Annotated in this window: 13 protein-coding genes and 1 other RNA gene; 7 read left to right on the top strand and 7 right to left on the bottom strand. The window is 67.9% G+C overall.

The window, feature by feature from the left end:
- Positions 1-63 precede the first annotated feature (63 nt).
- Complete coding sequence (locus ACXJLH_RS05790; protein ID WP_457442882.1) at positions 64-2,397, top strand: ATP-binding protein; 2,334 nt, start codon at positions 64-66, stop codon at positions 2,395-2,397.
- A 190-nt stretch (positions 2,398-2,587) separates the two neighbouring features.
- Here ACXJLH_RS05790 and ACXJLH_RS05785 read toward each other — a convergent pair whose 3' ends face one another.
- From ACXJLH_RS05785 to rnpB, 3 genes are all read right to left on the bottom strand, one after another.
- Positions 2,588-3,502 (bottom strand): carbonic anhydrase, encoded by a 915-nt coding sequence (locus ACXJLH_RS05785; RefSeq protein WP_235532075.1) that lies wholly within the window; start codon positions 3,500-3,502, stop codon positions 2,588-2,590.
- 2 nt (positions 3,503-3,504) lie between these two features.
- Complete coding sequence (locus ACXJLH_RS05780; RefSeq protein WP_457442880.1) at positions 3,505-4,713, bottom strand: multidrug effflux MFS transporter; 1,209 nt, start codon at positions 4,711-4,713, stop codon at positions 3,505-3,507.
- A gap of 54 nt (positions 4,714-4,767) precedes the next feature.
- Positions 4,768-5,212, bottom strand: an RNA gene (gene rnpB, locus ACXJLH_RS05775) — RNase P RNA component class A.
- A 69-nt stretch (positions 5,213-5,281) separates the two neighbouring features.
- On the opposite strand from rnpB, the gene ACXJLH_RS05770 reads away from it, so the two are divergent.
- A complete protein-coding gene (locus tag ACXJLH_RS05770; RefSeq protein ID WP_457442878.1) occupies positions 5,282-6,346 on the top strand; it encodes a flavodoxin family protein in 1,065 nt (354 codons plus the stop codon).
- Between the two features lie 39 nt (positions 6,347-6,385).
- The gene (gene cysK / locus ACXJLH_RS05765) at positions 6,386-7,303 is read left to right on the top strand and encodes a cysteine synthase A (protein WP_457350240.1); all 918 of its coding nucleotides are present in this window, start codon (positions 6,386-6,388) and stop codon (positions 7,301-7,303) included.
- Between the two features lie 10 nt (positions 7,304-7,313).
- Here the strand turns inward: cysK and ACXJLH_RS05760 are convergent, their stop codons facing one another.
- The 4 genes from ACXJLH_RS05760 to pyrC form a co-directional block, all read right to left on the bottom strand.
- Positions 7,314-8,309 carry an FHA domain-containing protein gene (locus ACXJLH_RS05760; RefSeq protein ID WP_457389198.1) on the bottom strand — a complete coding sequence of 332 codons (996 nt, stop codon included), beginning with the start codon at positions 8,307-8,309 and terminating at the stop codon, positions 7,314-7,316.
- A complete protein-coding gene (locus tag ACXJLH_RS05755; RefSeq protein WP_457324571.1) occupies positions 8,309-9,682 on the bottom strand; it encodes a S1 family peptidase in 1,374 nt (457 codons plus the stop codon). The genes ACXJLH_RS05760 and ACXJLH_RS05755 overlap by 1 nt, the downstream gene beginning before the upstream one ends.
- Before the next feature lie 88 nt (positions 9,683-9,770).
- Positions 9,771-10,604: an NYN domain-containing protein gene (locus ACXJLH_RS05750; RefSeq protein ID WP_457442876.1), complete on the bottom strand. Its 834-nt coding sequence runs from the start codon at positions 10,602-10,604 to the stop codon at positions 9,771-9,773.
- A complete protein-coding gene (gene pyrC, locus ACXJLH_RS05745; RefSeq protein ID WP_457442874.1) occupies positions 10,601-11,644 on the bottom strand; it encodes a dihydroorotase in 1,044 nt (347 codons plus the stop codon). The genes ACXJLH_RS05750 and pyrC overlap by 4 nt, the downstream gene beginning before the upstream one ends.
- A 78-nt stretch (positions 11,645-11,722) precedes the next feature.
- On the opposite strand from pyrC, the gene ACXJLH_RS05740 reads away from it, so the two are divergent.
- Genes ACXJLH_RS05740 through ACXJLH_RS05725 form a run of 4 tightly spaced genes read left to right on the top strand, consistent with a single transcriptional unit; the run spans position 11,723 to position 16,360 of the window.
- Positions 11,723-12,847, top strand: a complete 1,125-nt coding sequence (locus tag ACXJLH_RS05740) for a hypothetical protein (protein ID WP_056202864.1) — start codon at positions 11,723-11,725, stop codon at positions 12,845-12,847.
- Positions 12,847-14,505, top strand: coding sequence for a substrate-binding domain-containing protein (locus tag ACXJLH_RS05735; RefSeq protein WP_457442871.1), 1,659 nt, complete (start codon positions 12,847-12,849; stop codon positions 14,503-14,505). Before ACXJLH_RS05740 ends, ACXJLH_RS05735 begins: the two co-directional genes overlap by 1 nt.
- Positions 14,502-15,155, top strand: coding sequence for a hypothetical protein (locus tag ACXJLH_RS05730; RefSeq protein WP_056202858.1), 654 nt, complete (start codon positions 14,502-14,504; stop codon positions 15,153-15,155). The genes ACXJLH_RS05735 and ACXJLH_RS05730 overlap by 4 nt, the downstream gene beginning before the upstream one ends.
- On the top strand, positions 15,152-16,360 hold the full coding sequence (locus ACXJLH_RS05725) for a toxic anion resistance protein (protein ID WP_457442870.1): 1,209 nt from the start codon (positions 15,152-15,154) through the stop codon (positions 16,358-16,360). Before ACXJLH_RS05730 ends, ACXJLH_RS05725 begins: the two co-directional genes overlap by 4 nt.
- The last annotated feature ends 60 nt before the right edge of the window (positions 16,361-16,420 follow it).

The raw sequence follows: 16,420 nt of genomic DNA, 5'->3' as shown, positions 1-16,420 counted from the left end.
AGGCGCTCAGCTCCCGCTTGGCGGGACAGCGCACCGCGCCAAGGGTGCACCAATGAGTTCATCTTGAGCCGCAAGCCCTCGTCATCGCTCTTTGCCGCCCTGGCTCTTGGCGCCAGCATCGGCTTGCTGCTGCCGGCCCTCATCGTCGGCGGCCTCTTCATCGGCCTGCGCGAATCCAAGGTCGCCGAGCAGGCGCTGCAGCGCGACCTCGACGCCAAGCTCGACGTGCTGGCCAGCAGCTTGCCCGAGCTGCTGTGGAACCTGGACGCCGTGGCCGCACGGGAGGTGGTGTCGGCCATCGTCAAGTCGCCCGAGGTCGTGCGCGTCAGCGTCAGCGACGCGTCCCAGGGCCTGCCCTTTATCGAGAACCACCTGCCCGAGCGCCGCCTGGGCCAGACGCTGACCGGCGAGCGCGACATCCTGCGCGGCGCCACGCGCATCGGCCACATCCAGATCGAGATCGACGACCACCTCAGCACGACGGCCGTGCTGCGCCAGCGCTGGCTCTATGGCGCGACCGTGGGCGGCCAGCTGCTGGCCTCGCTGGCCCTGGTGCTGTGGCTGTTGAACTCGCGCCTGTTCCGCCCGCTGCGCGAGCTGGGCGACTTCGCCAACGACCTCGCCGAGGGCCGCTTCAATGCCAAGCTGGAGCACACCCGCCAGGACGAGATCGGCCTGCTCGGCGGCCACCTCGAGCACATGCGCGACGCACTGCAGCAGCAGTTCGACGCCCAGCGCAATCTCATCGAACGCCTGCGCGGCATGGCCGAGACGGTGCCCGGCGTCGTCTATCAGCTGCGCTTGGCCGTCAACGGCGAGTTCTCGTTCGCCTATGTCAGCGAGGCGGTGCGCGAATACTTCCTGCTCGGCAGCGCCGAGCTGAGCCGCAGCGCCACGCCCTGGTTCGAGCGCATCCATCCCGACGACCGCGCCGCCGTCCGCGAGAGCCTGCTGGCCTCAGCGCGCAACCTCAGCCCCTGGCAGCAGGAGTTCCGCACGCCGCAGGCGGACGGCAGCGAGCGCTGGATCTACGGCAACGCCATCGCCCAGCGCGAGGCCGACGGCAGCGTGCTGTGGCACGGCTTCCTGACCGACATCTCACGCCAGCGCCGCGACGCGCTGGAGCTGGAGCGCTACCGCCATCACCTCGAGGAACTCGTCGAGGCGCGCACGGCCGAGCTGGCGGAGGCTACTCAGGCCGCCCAGGCCGCGAGCCTGGCCAAGAGCGCCTTCCTGGCCAACATGAGCCACGAGATCCGCACGCCGATGAATGCCATCATCGGCCTGACCTATCTGGCCCAGAGCGACACCATCGAGCCCGAGCAGCAGCAGCGTCTGCAGAAGGTCGCCAATGCGGCCGAGCACCTGCTCAGCGTCATCAACAACGTACTGGATTTCTCCAAGATCGAGGCTGGCAAGGTGAGGCTGGAGCAGCGCGAATTCACGGTCGGCGAGGTGCTGGACAACATCGCCAACATGACGACCCAGGCCGCCGCGGCCAAGCGGCTGCGTGTCGAGACCGACGTTGCGCCGGAGCTGGGCGGCCGCGTGCTGATCGGCGACCCGCAGCGCATCTCCGAAGTGCTGCTGAACTTCGCCGGCAATGCGGTCAAGTTCACCGACAGCGGTTTCGTGCGCCTGGCCGCGCGGCTCGACGAGACCCAGCCCGGCCCGGCGCTGGCACTGCGCTTCGAGGTGCAGGACAGCGGGATCGGCATTGCGAACGATGCGCAGGCACGGCTGTTCCGCGACTTCGAGCAGGCCGACAGTTCCACGACGCGGCGCTATGGCGGCACCGGCCTGGGCCTGGCAATCTGCCGGCGCCTGGCCCACTTGATGGGCGGCCATGTCGGCGTCGACAGCACCTTGAACCGCGGCAGCACGTTCTGGTTCACCCTGCCCGTCGAGGCCGGCAGCCAGGCGCCGGCGCCGCCGGTAGCGGCCCCACGGCCGCATTCAGCGCGCGAACGGCTTGCCGAGCTGGCGCGAGCTCAGCCACGCCGTCTGCTGCTGGCCGAGGACAACCCCGTCAACCAGGAGGTGGCCGTCGCTCTCATCGGCAGTGCCGGCCTGGCGGTGGATGTCGCCGCCGATGGACAGCAGGCCGTCGACATGGTCAAGGCCGGCGACTACGCGCTGGTGCTGATGGACGTGCAGATGCCCATCATGGATGGCCTGGACGCAACGCGCGCCATCCGTCGCCTGCCCCAGGGGGCCGAGCTGCCCATCCTGGCCATGACTGCCAATGCCTTCGATGACGAACGCCAGCGCTGCCTGGACGCCGGGATGGACGACCACGTTGCCAAGCCGGTCGTCGCCGAGCAGCTGTTCGCGACGCTGCACGACTGGCTGTCTGGGGTGAGACGTGTGACCCCTCGCCCAGCCGCACCCCGCTGAACGCGGCTGCACCTGGTCGGTCCCCCGAGGGGACGGCGATGCTTGCGGCATTGAGCCGCAAGCACATCGCCCAAGCGGGCCGGCTCGGTGAACTGGAGTCGGACACAAGCAGTCCCTGCGGACTGCTTGTGCCTACGGAAGGCCATGAGCCTCTGGCTCATGGCAGGCCCAGCGCTCGGCCCGAAGACCGTTACTGGGATTCTTTGATGAGCCGCCCCGAGCCAGCCTGCAGCGGCCGCGCATTCATCGGGTAGAGCTTGGCGAAGATGCCGAGCTGCTGGGCCGTCATGGTGACGGGCTGGCGCAGCACCATCCACAGCACGCCTTCGCTGCAGGGCGGCGTCGTCAGCGAACCCATGTAGGTGTAGTAGCCGCGCTCGGCGGGCAGCAACTGGTTCAGGTCGATCTGCACCTGGGCTTGCAAGGCCTCGCCCTTTTCCAGCGGCAGGTTGGCCCAGACCGTCTGGATCACCGGCTGGGGCTTGTTGTCGGGCCCGCGCTCCAGCAGTACGGCGACGACGGCGAGCTTGCCTTGCGCATCCTTGTGTACCAAGTGGGCCACCATGTCGGATTGCTTGCCGTTGACGCGCTCTTCGCTGGGGCGGTGGAAGTGGAACTGCACGAGTTCATAGCGCCGGCCCATGACGGTCAGGCCGTTGCCGGCGCCGACATTGACCTGGATGGTGTGGCCGTTGTCCTGCACCGAGAAGCTGCTGGTGCGGTAGTCGAAGCTGATCTTCTCCAACTCGACGGCGATGCCCTCGCGGATGTCGATGGGACTCTGGCGCGTGCCGACGGCGCACAGCTTGTTCTCCGGCGCCAGCTCGGCCCAGCGCTCGGGGCCAATGTCGCCGGTGTAGCCCCAATGCGTCGGCTTGGCGGCCTCGGCCTTGCCCGGCTTGACGGGTTTGGCCGCCGGCTTGGCGGTGGCCGTGCCCTCGGGCTTGGTGGACAGGCGATCCGCCAGGCGCTGGCGCAGCACCTCCACGGGTTCCTTGGGTTCCTCTGCCTGCGCAGCCGCACAGGCGGCCAGCAGCGCGGTGATCAGCCAGCGCTTTTTCATCATGTCGGTGATTTCGGCAAGCGGCCGCCAGGCTTGAGTCACGATCAGGCCGCAACGGAGCGCCTGACGCCGTACCAGGCCACCAGGCCGACCATCATCAGCCCCGCCGACGTGAGGGCCAGAGCCACGGTCGAGTGCATGACCAGCGGCACCAGCACACCAGCCACCAGGCCATTGGCCGCCGAGCCGATGCAGGCCTGCAGCGACGAAGCCATGCCGCGGCGCTCGGGCACCTGGTCCAGCACCAGCAGCGTGACGACGGGCACCATCAGCGCCCAGCCGAAGGCGAACAGGCCGACCATGGGCAAGGCCCAGAAGGGGCTCAGCGGCGCGAACAGGTTGAGCAGCACATTGGTGATCGACACGGCCACCATGATGCGAAAGCCCCGCATGATCTGGCGCTTCGGGCCCATCTTGCCCGCCAGCCGGCCGCTGACCGCGGCGCCAGCCATGATGCCGCCGATGGAGCACAGGAAGAACCAGAAAAACTGCTGCGGCGCGAAGTGCAGATGTTCACCCAGGAACACCGGTGTGGCCAGCACGTAGAGAAACATGCCGTTGAACGGGATGCCACTGGCCAGCACTAGCATCATGAACTTCGGGCTGCTGCACAGCCGCCAGTACTCGCGCATCAGTGCGCCGACGTGGAAGGGCTGCACCAGGTTCGCGTGCAGCGTTTCGGGCAGCAGCCGCCAGTTGGATACCAGCAGGGCAGCGCCCACGGCGGTCAGGAACCAGAAGATGGAGTGCCAGTCGGCGTGCACGAACAGGAAGCCGCCCACCATGGGGGCGATGGCCGGTGCCACACCGAAAAAGAGCGTCACCTGCGACATCACGCGCTGGGCGTCCGCCGGCGGGAACATGTCGCGGATGATGGCCCGCGACACGACGATGCCGGCGCCGGCCGACATGCCCTGCACGGTGCGCCAGAACACCAGTTGGCCGATCGAGCCCGCCATCGCGCAGCCGATGCTGGCCGCCGTGAAGACGCCCAGGCCGATCAGCACGACCGGCCGGCGGCCGAAGCAGTCCGACAGCGCGCCGTGGAAGAGGTTCATGAAGGCGAAGCCCAGCAGATAGGCGGACAGCGTCTGCTGCATCTGCACCGGGGTCGCATCCAGCGCCGCGGCAATGCCGGCAAAGGCCGGCAGATAGGTGTCGATGGAGAAGGGGCCCACCATGGCCAAACAGGCCAACAGCACGGACAGGGCCCAGCGAGGCGCACGCCAGAGGCGGCTGGCTTCGGGATTCATGCAAGGCAGTCTATCGAGCCGGGGCCGTTCAGCCGAAAGAAAGAGGCAAGAAAAGAGTGAAGCAAGCCGATAGGCCGGATTCTGTGCACCGCCCTCCCCTTGCGGTTCGGACGGCGTGACCGCCATTCCTCTGGGCCGAGCATCACTGCCCGGCTCGGTGCCACCTACCCGCCAGCTCTGCGAGCCGCATCGACGCTGGCCTACTTGGTGTTGCTGCGCGTAGAGATTGCCCGTTTCACCTCTGTCGGGCAGAGCCCGACAGAGGTGTATTCGGTTGGCGCTTTCGCGCCATGGTGCGGGGCTTTCGCCCCACCCCACACCAGCTTTCGCTGGCGCCTCATAGACCACCCATCGGGGTGTCCCAACAGAACTCGTCTCTGTTGCTCTGATCCTCGGCTTTCGCCGGGCAGCCGTTAGCTGCTACGCCGCTCTATGCAGTCCGGACCTTCCTCCAGGGCCATGTTTCCATGCTTGCCCCAGCGGCGGTCTGGCTTGCTTCACGGGAGCGAGTATCGCAGGCACGGGCATGTGGTTTGCCTGAGGCCACGTCCACTACCGAGATTCCGTCATGACTTCACCCGTGAGAACCGGCCAGGCGCAGATCATGGGCCGCCAGGAGTTCGGCGAGCGCTTCCGGCAACGCTTCGTCGACCCGGCCTACGGCGCCGAGCGCGACGCATTGGGTCGGCTGGAGCAGATTGCCTGGGAGGCCTTCGAGGAAGGCCGCAAGGCCCCGATCACCGTCAAGGCCGGTGCGGGCTTTGCCGATCCCGACTACGACCTATCGCGCGAATGGCGGGACCTGCACCTGCGGCTGAAGGAGGCTCAGGACGCCTGGGCCAGCTCATCATCGCGCGTCCTCGTCATCAACGCCTCGCCGCGCAACGACGGCAGCTGCCCCGGTGAGATGTCCAAGACCTGGCGCATGACACAGATCGCCCGCGCCGCCTGCGAGGCCGAAGGCATGGCCGTGGAAGTGCTGGACCTGAGCCGGTTGACGTCGGATTACGACCGCCACATCCACCCCTGCAAGGGCTGCGTGTCCACCGCGATGCCACTGTGCCACTGGCCCTGCAGCTGCTACCCCAACCACGCCACCGGGCAGACCAATGACTGGATGGCCGAGATCTACGAGCATTGGGTGCGCGCCCACGGCGTGCTGCTGTTGACGCCGGTGCACTGGTACCAGGCCACCAGCCCGCTGAAACTGATGATGGACCGCCTCGTTTGCGCCGACGGCGGCAACCCCGACCCGACCTCCACCCAGGGCAAGAAGCCCGAACTGGCGCGCGAGATGGAGCTCAAGGGCTGGGGCTACCCCAAGCACCTCGCTGGTCGCATCTACGGCCTCGTCGTGCACGGCGACGTCGCCGGCATCGACGGCACGCGCCGTGCGCTGTCGGACTGGCTGGACTGGATGGGCCTGGTCGACGCCGGATTCGGCGCGCGCTTGGACCGCTACATCGGCTACTACGAGCCCTATGCAACCAGCCATGACGCTCTGGACAAGGACACCGACGTGCAGGAAGAGGTCAAGCGAGCCGCGCGCGCGGTGGCGCTCAGCGTTGGCCTGATGCGCGACGGGCACATAAAGCATGGCGACGAAGGCCTGCCCAAGCCACGCACCAAGTGAGCTGGCACACTGCTCCGATTCGCAGAAACGGAGCCCTCGATGAAAGCCGCCAGCATCCTCGACACCATCGGCAACACGCCGCACATCCGCCTGCAGCGCCTGTTCAGCGGCGCCGAGGTGTGGGTCAAGTCCGAGCGCAGCAACCCGGGCGGCTCCATCAAGGACCGCATCGCGCTGTCGATGATCGAGGACGCCGAAGCGCAGGGCCTGCTCAAGCCCGGCGGCACCATCATCGAGCCGACCTCGGGCAACACCGGCGTCGGCCTGGCGATGGTGGCGGCGGTGAAGGGCTACAAGCTCATCCTCGTCATGCCGGACAGCATGAGCATCGAGCGCCGCCGCCTGATGCTGGCCTATGGCGCGAGCTTTGACCTGACGCCGCGCGAGAAGGGCATGAAGGGCGCCATCGCCCGCGCCCGTGAGCTGCTAGAGCAGCACCCCGGCTCCTGGATGCCGCAGCAGTTCGAGAACGCCGCCAACCCGGCCATCCACGTCAAGGCAACGGCTCAGGAAATCCTGCGTGACTTCCCTGAAGGTCTGGACGCGCTGATCACCGGCGTCGGCACCGGCGGCCACATCACCGGTTGCGCTCAGGTGCTCAAGGCCGCCTGGCCCCAACTCAAGGTCTACGCGGTGGAACCCAGCGCTTCACCGGTCATCAGCGGCGGCCAGCCCAGCCCGCACCCCATCCAGGGCATCGGCGCGGGCTTCATCCCGGCGGTGCTGGACACGGCGCTGCTGGACGGCGTCATCCAGGTCGAGGCCGAGGCCGCACGCGAATACGCCCGCCGCTGCGCCCGCGAGGAAGGCCTGCTCGTGGGTATCTCCAGCGGCGCGACGCTCGCGGCCATTGCGCAGAAGCTGCCCGAGCTGCCCGCGAATGCACGTGTGCTCGGCTTCAACTACGACACCGGCGAGCGCTACCTCTCGGTCGACGGCTTCCTGCCACAGACCTGAGCGCAGCGCCTCACTCGCCGGCGCCGACGTCGTCGTCGACGGCGCCCTCGTTGTCCTTGCGCGCCTGCCTGGCCAGTTCGGCCTTCAGCGGCTTCAGCGAATCGATCAGCGTCTCAGGCGGCTGCGGCGACACGAGGCGCAGCGCCGGCGGCGGCAGGCTGGCCAGATAGGGCGGGCCGAAGACGTATTGCTGTTCCTGGCGGCTGCCCACCTGCAGGCCCAGGAAGAGCAGCAGCAGGGCCGCAATGCCGCCGTGCAGGATGCGCCGCGCGCCCGGCCAGACCAGGCCGGCATGCCAGGCAACCAACGCCGCAGCGGCCACCGGCGTGGCCAGCGACTCCACCACCATCAGGCGCGGCCACGAGAAGGCATAGGCCACTGCCGGCAGCAGCCACTCCAGCACCTGCAGCGTGACGATGACGACCAGGGCACGGCGCAGATGCGTCGTGAACGGGAAGCGATGATGAAAGAGCTGGCTGGCCAGCGACCACAGCCCGGCCCAGCCGAGTACGAAGGCCAGCGGCCCGAGCAACGGCGAGGCGTAGTCGATCCAGCGCGCGTCCGGGTCGACGGCGCTCCAGCGGTCCAACCACTGGAAGAACACCAGAGAAAGCAGCAGCAGCGGCAGCAGAGCCCAGTGGCGCACCGGATGGATCACCATCAAATGCTCGGGCGCCAGCGCGTCGGCGCTGGTGCGCAGGCGCAGCGAGCAGCTCGCGAGTTGGAAGGCGCCGCCTTCGGGCAGCGTGGCCTCCTCGCCCGCGGCCAGGCGCTTGCCGGCGACGCTGCCGCCATTGCGGCTGTCCAGCAGCCTGAGACTGACACCACCGCCGGGGGCGAGTTGCAGCTCGGCATGTTCCGCGGCGAGGTGGCCGTCGTCCAGCACGATGTCGCAGGCCGGCGAGCGGCCGATGCGCACCGGCCAGTGCGTCACGCGCTGCACCAGGGTCGCGCGGCCGTCGCGGCCCAGCAGTTCGACGACTGCGGCGTCAGGGATGGCAGGCATCACTTGGCTTTGCTGTTCGTCCACGCGAAGCCCTCCAGGTAATGCGCCGCCAGCTTGAGCGCGTTGTCGAAGCTGATGCCGCGGGCGTCGAAGCGGCCCAGCGCGCCTTCGGTGGGTGAGTCCACCGTCGTCACGAGCACGCTGAGGTCGTGCAGGCCGTCCAGCTTGCGGTAGGCGCGCAGGCAAACGACGGCTCGCAGCGGTAGTCCATCACGATCGACGAACTGCTCCTTGCAGTACGGCGCGGTGCGCGACTTGTCGGCGCTCCCCAGGCGCTCGTTGCGAAAGCTCCCCGTGTACTGGCGCGCAAAGCGCAGCGCCCCGAGCTTGCTGCCGTCATAGGCCTCATGGGACATGTCCAGCCAGCCCGTCTGCAGATTGCCGCTGACGAAGAGGGCGTGGTCCATGCGGCACTGCGAGCGTTCGAAGTCCAGGCCCTTGGTATCGGCCGAGGTGCCCCGCCCCCAGCAGCGCATGAAGTCCTGCTTGGGCACGGGCAGGCGGTAGCGGTCGTGATTGGCGCTCTCCCACGGTGCGGCCAGGAAGCGCGTGACGAGCTCGTCCTGGTAGCGCGTCAACTGGTCGCGCAGCCGGCCCCAGGCCGCCGTGCGGATGGGTTTGGCGGCGAGGCTGCGCTTGACCAGGCTCTCGGCGAACTCGCCGGGCACGAGGAAGCTGACCTGTTGGGCGAACAGCAGCGTCGACACATTGACGCCGACGACCAGGCCGTCCTCGTCCAGCACCGGGCCGCCGCTCATGCCGGGGTTGATGCCGCCGGCGTAATAGATCAGCGGGTCGAAGCTGCGCTCCACCAGGCCGTTGTAATTGCCCTCGACGACGGCGAAGGCCACGTCGTGCGGGTTGCCCATGGAATAGATGCGCTCGCCCTTGGCCAGCGGCTGGTTCTGCGGGCGGAAGGTCAGCGCGCCGCGGCCCTTGAGCCCACCGCCCTTGCCGTCGTCGACGGCACGCAGCAGCGCGAGGTCTCGGCGGGCGTCGAAGTCCAGCAGCTCCAGCGCCCCGCCCTGGCCGTCAGTCGTCGCGTAACGCAGCCGGTAGCTGTCGGGCTCCAGCGCGAACTGGCTGATGACGTGGTAGTTCGTGACGACATGGCCGTCATCGCTGACGAGGAAGCCCGAGCCGACCGAGGCCTGGCTGTCCTGCGTCTTGAGCAGCGTGCGGATCTGCAGCAGCTGGCCCTTGCTGCGCTCATACAGGCGCCGGGCGCTGGCGGACACGGTGGGGGGCTGCGCCTGTGGCTGCTGCGGGTTGGGCGCGGTGGCGGGCGCGGGCGGCGGCGATTGCGCAGCAGCGGCAAGGGCCAGGCCGGCGAACGCCGCACCCAGCAGGGACTTCAGACAGGACTTCAGCAAGCAGGACCTCCGGTGGAGGCCGCCGATGCTAGCCGCTTTGCGCACGACAGCCGCTCGTCACCGCGCAAGGCCCGTGAAGCATTCCGAATCATCCGTGGCCGAAGCGGACCTGGTTGGGCTGCTTGGCCGGCTGCAGCTGGAAGGCCTGCGGGTGCTTGCGGAACAGCTTGGTCGACGCTGCCGTCTTGGGCAGCAGGCCGGCCTCTTTCAGCGCCTTGGCCGCCACGCCGAGGTCATGCCATTGGCCGTCGGCCAGCCTGGGCAGCAGGGCCAGGATGGCATTGATCTCCCGGGCGGCGGCAACGTTGGCGTCAACCGGGGCGGGTGCCGCGGCCGGCTTGGGTGCAGGCACCGGCGCAGCCTTCGGTGCAGGTGCAGGTGCCGGCGTTGGCTTCGCAGCCGGCGCAGGGGCCGGGGCCGCGGCCTTGGCCGGCGCGGCTCTCTTCGCGGCTGGCCGGGGAGACGCGGTCTTCCTCGCCGGCTGGCGCTTGGCCGAAGGCTTGCCGCTGTCATGGGCCAGCTCGTTGAACTGGTCGTAGATGGCGATAACGCCGTCGCCCGTCTTGCCGTGCTGGCCGAAGCCGCGCAGCCAGGCGCCCTTCTCGCGCAGGCGCAGCACCAGCGGTGCAAAGTCGCTGTCCGACGACACCAGCACGATGACGTCGGGCTTCTCGGTGATGGCCAGTTCCATCGCGTCGACGGCCATGGCAATGTCGGTCGAGTTCTTGCCAATGGCGAGATTGACGATGGCGCGCAGGCCCAGGCGCTTCAGGAAGGACTGGTGGGTCTGCGCCTGCTCGGCGTTGCAGTAGGCGCGGCGGATGTGGACGGCTTCATAGTCCTTGAAGGCCATCTGCAGGGCCTGCTCGATGACGTCGGTGGCGACGTTGTCGAAGTCGACGAGAAAAGCAACTTTCTTCATGCGATGAGTTTCCAGTTCAGGGTTTCGCCGCCGCGCAGGGGCTTCAACTGCGCTTCACCGAAGGGCACGGCGCTGGGCAGGGTCCAGGGCTCGCGCTTCAGGGTGACGGTGCCGGTGTTGCGCGGCAGTCCATAGAAGTCGGGGCCATGGTGGCCGGCAAATCCATCGAGCTTGTCGAGCGCACCAATGCCTTCGAAGGCCTCGGCATACAGCTCCAGCGCCGAGATGGCCGTGAAGCAGCCGGCGCCGCAGACCGAGTTTTCCTTCAGCTGGGCGGCGTGCGGCGCGCTGTCGGTGCCGAGGAAGAATTTCGGCAGGCCCGAGGCCGCGGCTTTCAGCAACGCCTGGCGGTGCTCCTCGCGCTTCAGCACGGGCAGGCAGTAGTAGTGCGGGCGCAGGCCGCCGGTGAAGATGGCGTTGCGGTTGTAGAGCAGATGCTGCGGCGTGATGGTGGCGGCCGTGAAGCGGTCGCTCTCTAGCACGTACTGGGCCGCTTCCTTGGTCGTGATGTGCTCGAAAACGACCTTCAGCTCGGGCATGGCCGCGCGCAACGGCTTCATGACGCGCTCGACGAAGACGGCTTCGCGGTCGAAGATGTCGATGTCGCCGTCCGTCACCTCGCCGTGCACCAGGAAGAGCAGGCCCTCGCGCTGCATGGCTTCCAACGTCCTGTAGGTCTTGCGCAGGTCTGTCACGCCGGCGTCGCTGTTTGTCGTGGCACCGGCCGGATAGAGCTTGAGGGCGACGACGCCCGCACCCTTGGCACGCTTGATCTCGTCCGGCGGCGTGTTGTCCGTCAGGTACATCGTCATCAGCGGCTGGAAGTCCAGGCCCTCAGGCAACGCGGCCAGGATGCGCTCGCGGTAGGCCACCGCCTGGGCGGCCGTCGTGACCGGCGGGCGCAGATTCGGCATGACGATGGCGCGGGCGAACTGGCGCGCCGTGTAGGGCAGCACGCTGGCGAGCGCCGCCTCGTCGCGCAGATGCAAGTGCCAGTCGTCAGGCCGGGTGAGGGTGAGCTGTATGGGAGCTTGGGTCATAAAACCGGATTGTCGCCGCCGCACCCCGCCCGGTACAGGCACACTGCGCATCTCATTGAAAGGAGCTTGCACCCCCTCATGAACACCCCAAAACGACTGGCCGGTACCCTGGTCCTGTTGGCGCTGTTTGGCGGCGCCCTGTTTTTTGCATTGCGCGCCAATGACGAAACCAAGCAGATCGCGCAGGAGCAGTCGGCCGTCGCGAGCGCCGAGCCGCTCAAGGGTCTGATCGCCGTCGACGTGGAGGCGTTCTTCAAGGACGAGAGGGTGAGCAAGCTGCTGGCTGGCGCCAAGCTGCCGGTGCAGGTGGCCCGCGTGGGCAGCCGCGACATGGCGGCGAAGATCGGCGCGGCCGACCAGCCCGACTTCTTCATCGCCAGCGGCGTCGTCGCCGCCAACATGATTGCCGACGCCGCGCGCAAGGCCGGCAAGACCGCGACGCAGACCTCGCCCTTCCACACGCCGCTGGTCGTGGCGTCCTGGGAGCCGGTCGCCAAGATCCTGGCCGCCAACGGCATGGCCAAGACGATGGCGCCCAAGGTCTACAGCCTGGACATGGAGAAGTTGACGCAGGCCATGCTGGCCAAGCAGCGCTGGCGTGACCTGAAAGCCAGTGGCGACTACGCGGTGTCGCGCAGCGTGCTGGTGAGCACGACCGACATCCGCCGCAGCAACTCGGCCGCCATGTATCTGGCGCTGACTTCGGCGGCGCTGAACGGTGACGTGGTGGCCGACCGCACGGCAGCGCAGAAGTACGCGGCCCAGCTCGCCGAGCTGTTCAAGCGCCAGGGCTTCCAGGAGAACTACGTCAACGGCGCCTTCGACGACTACCTGTCCATCGGCATGGGCAAGACGCCGATGACCTTCATCTACGAGGCGCAGATGGTGGCCCAGGCCCAGAAAGGCGGCGTACGGCCCGAGATGGTGCTGATGTACCCGCAGCCCACCATCGTCAACAAATGGGTGCTGGTGGCGCTGAACGAGCGCGGCAAGCGGCTGGCCGAACTGCTGGCGACGAACAAGACGCTGCAGGCCGTGGCGCTGGAGCAGGGCTTCCGCACCGGCGACACGGCTGCCTTTGCCGAGGCTGCCAAGACCGCCGGCCTGGCCGTGGACGTGAAGCTGAACCAGGTCATCGACCCGCCGGGGTTCGACCTGATGTTTGAAATGATCGACATCGTCAGCCGGGAGATGAACCAGTGATGCGCCGTGCCCTACTGTTGTTGAGCTTCGCGCTGCTGGCCGCCTGCGGCAAGAAGCCTGAGCCCGCCGCGCCGACGGCGCCCGAAGCGCCCCAGAGCGCCGGCGCCACGCTGCAGGTGCTGGCCACCAGCGACCTGAAAGACATCGAGCCGCTGGCCGCACAGATCAAGGCCGCCACCGGCATCGACGTGCAGTTCCGCTTCGGCGGCACGATGGAGAGCACGCAGGAGGTGCTCAGCGGTGACAGCGCCGGCAAGCCCAAGCCCGACGTGGCCTGGTTCGCCAACGCCAAATACCTGCTCAGCGACGCGGCCGGCCAGGGCAAGGTCAAGCTGCAGGAAAAAATCATGCTGTCGCCCATGGCGGTAGGCGTCAGCAAGAGCGATGCGGCCAAGAACGGCTGGGACAAGCCCGACGCCAAGCTGACCTGGGCCGACATCACCCGTGCCGCCAAGCAAGGCAAGCTGCAGTACGCGCTGTCCAACCCGGCCACCAGCAACCAGGGCTTCATGGCCCTGCTGGGCGTGGTGGCCGCGGCCGGCGGCAAGGGCGAGGCGCTCTCCGCCGCCGATGTGGACCGTGGCGCGATTGCCGACTTCCTGAAGGGCTACAAGATCGTCGGTGACAACTCCACGTATCTCGCCGACCAGTTCATCAAGCAGCAAGGCACGCGCGCCAACGCCTTCATCAACTACGAGAGCTGGCTGCTGAGCCTGAACGCCAGCGGCAAGCTGCGCGAGCCCCTGCACCTGATCTATCCGTACGAAGGCGTGGCCACGGCCGACTACCCGTTCATGCTGCTCAACGAGGCGCGCCGGGCCGACTACCTGAAGGTCGTCGAATACCTGAAGGGCGACACCGCCCAGCTGTGGCTGGCACGCCAGACGCTGCGCCGCCCGATGCGGGCCGAAGTGGCCGCCCAGGTCGCCGACATCCTGCCGGCGCGCGGCTTCCAGGTCGAGCTGCCCTTCTCGCCCGACCGCCAGCTGGCCGACGGCCTCATCGACGCCTATCTCAACGAATTCCGCAAACCCATCGCCAGCACCTTCGTGCTGGACACCAGCGGCAGCATGCAGGGCAAGCGCCGCGAGCAGCTCGTCGAGGCCATCCACTACCTGGCGGGCGCCGACGCATCGCTGACCGGCCGCGTCGCCAAGCTGACCAACCGCGAGCGGCTGTGGTTCCTGCCCTTCAGCGACCGGCCGCGCGAGCCGGTGGCCTTCGAGATCCCGGCCGGCAGCAAGGTGGCCAAGGGCGTGCTGCCGCAGGCCGACACCGAGGCCAAGCGCAATGAGCTCAAGCGTGTGCGCGACGCCGCCGACGAACTGAAGATGGCCGGCGGCACGGCCCTGTACGACGCGGTACTGGCCGGCCTGCAGCAGATGCTGGAGGAACGCAAGCGCAACCCCGACTACCAGTACTCGGTCGTCGCCTTCACCGACGGCAAGAGCAATATGGGCCGCCGCCTGGAAGACTTCAAACGCGCCTACGAGCAGCTGCCCGAGGACRTGCGCGGCATCCCCGTCTTCATGGTGCTGTTCGGCGAGGCTGATGCGGGCGACCTGAAGGCGCTGGTGGAGATCACCGGCGGCAGGGTCTTCGATGCACGCAAGACGCCGCTGTATGCGGTGTTCAAGGACATCCGGGCGTATCAATGAGCGGGCTTCTCAGATGGCTGAACGCGCCAGCCAACTGGTGCGGCCTGCTGGCAGCGACCGCCGTGCTGGTGCTGAAGGGCCTGGGCTTTCTCGGCGGCTGGGGTTTGGGTGTCGCGGCGCTCGGCTATGCCGTCGGCCTGGTCGGCGGCGCGCTGTGGTGGGGCTGGCCCAGCACGCGCGAGGACGCCTGGGAAGCGCTGAACTTCGAGGACGAGGGCGACGCCCGCGAGGCCATGGGCCGGGCGCTGGCCGGTGTGCGCGGCCTGACGGAACACAACCCGGGCGGGCGCATTCCGGCGCCGCTGGCCCAGCGCATCAAGCAGCTCTGCCAGCGCCTCGAAGGCCTGCTCGACCAGTGGGAGCGCAGCAAGGGCCAGCTCAGCCTGCAGGAAACCTTCCACGCCCGCCACATCGCCATCAGCTATCTGCCGCAGGCGCTGAACACCTATCTCAGCATCCCGGCGCAGTTCGCCACCACCAAGCTGCTGGCCAATGGCAAGACGGCGCAGACCACCTTCGAGGGCGTGCTGGCCGAGCTGGAGACCAAGGTCGAGCAGCTCGGCGACGATCTCGCCTCGCAGGACGCCCAAGCCTTCCTGCGCCACAGTGAATTCCTGAACCAGAAGTTCGGCAGCAAGGACATCGCATGAACACCACGACCACGACAACCGCCGCTCCCACGTTCACGCTGACCCCGCCCGAGGTCATCACGCCGGTGCAACCGGCCGCCGCCGTCGAGGCCGTGCCGCTGAAGGCCGAGGTCAGCAGCCAGGTGGATGCGCAGGTGCAGCGCTTCATCGAGGCGCTGGAGAAGGAAGACCTGCACAGCGAGCCCTTCAAGGCCAAGCTGGACAGCGCCTTCCAGCTCGGCCGCCAGGAGATCAGCCTGGCCGCCGGGCTGATGCAGGGCAGCCTGATGCAGCGCAATTTCGTCGGCGCGACCGACACGCCGGCCTACAAGGCCATCGCGGCCATCCGCGGCCAACTCGACGAGCTCAACCCCGGCAAGGACGGCGACCTGCTGCAGCCGCGCAAGCTGCTCGGGATCATCCCCTTCGGCAACAAGCTGGAGGCCTATTTCCGCCGCTTCCAGTCCGCCAGTTCGCAGCTGCAGACGGCCATGACCCAGCTCTACGCGGCCAAGGACGACATCCAGAAGGACGTCATCGACGTCGAGGCCACGCGCGGCAAGCTCTGGGAGGCGATGCAGAAGCTCGCCGCCGCCGCGCGCTTTGCTCGTGTGCTGGACGAACGCCTGGCCACGCGCGTGCAGGAGCTGCAGCCAACCGACCCGATGAAGGCCAAGGCACTCGAACAGGAAGTGCTGTTCTACGCCCGCCAGAACCTGGCCGACATCCAGACCCAGCAGGCCGTCTGCGTGAACGGCTACCTGGCGCTGGACGTGCTGAAGAAGACCGGCCGCGAGATGATGATTGGCTGCGATCGCGTCGCGACGACGGGCATGAGTGCCCTGGCCGTGGCCCAGACCGTGGCGCGCGCCACCGGCAACCAGATCGAGGTCATGCAGATGCTGCAGGGCGTCAACAAGACCATCGGCGACCTCATCAACCAGACCGGCACGGCGCTGAACCAGCATGTGGACGCGACGGCCGAGTTCTCGGCCAACCCCATGCTGGGCATCCAGCAGATCCAGTCCATGTTCGACCAGACCTTCCAGGCCATGGACGCGATGGACAACTTCCGCAGCAAGGCCATCGAGACCATGGGCACCAACAACAAGCTCATCCAGGAGCAGTTGCAGCGCTCGGAGGGCTATCTGGACCGCGTGCGCCAGCAGCAGGCCAAGGCGGCGGTGTCGGGCGCGGCGGCCATCGAAGGCCCGGTCAAGCTATAGGGAAGCGCTGAACAAGTCCTCACGCGCGGCGCATCCCTGCTTTGGGCGGTCTGCTGCGTT

It is taken from the genome of Roseateles sp. P5_E4, assembly GCF_054049255.1.
The sequence above is the reverse complement of the archived record's forward strand: the minus strand, read 5'-3'. Positions and strand labels throughout refer to the sequence as shown.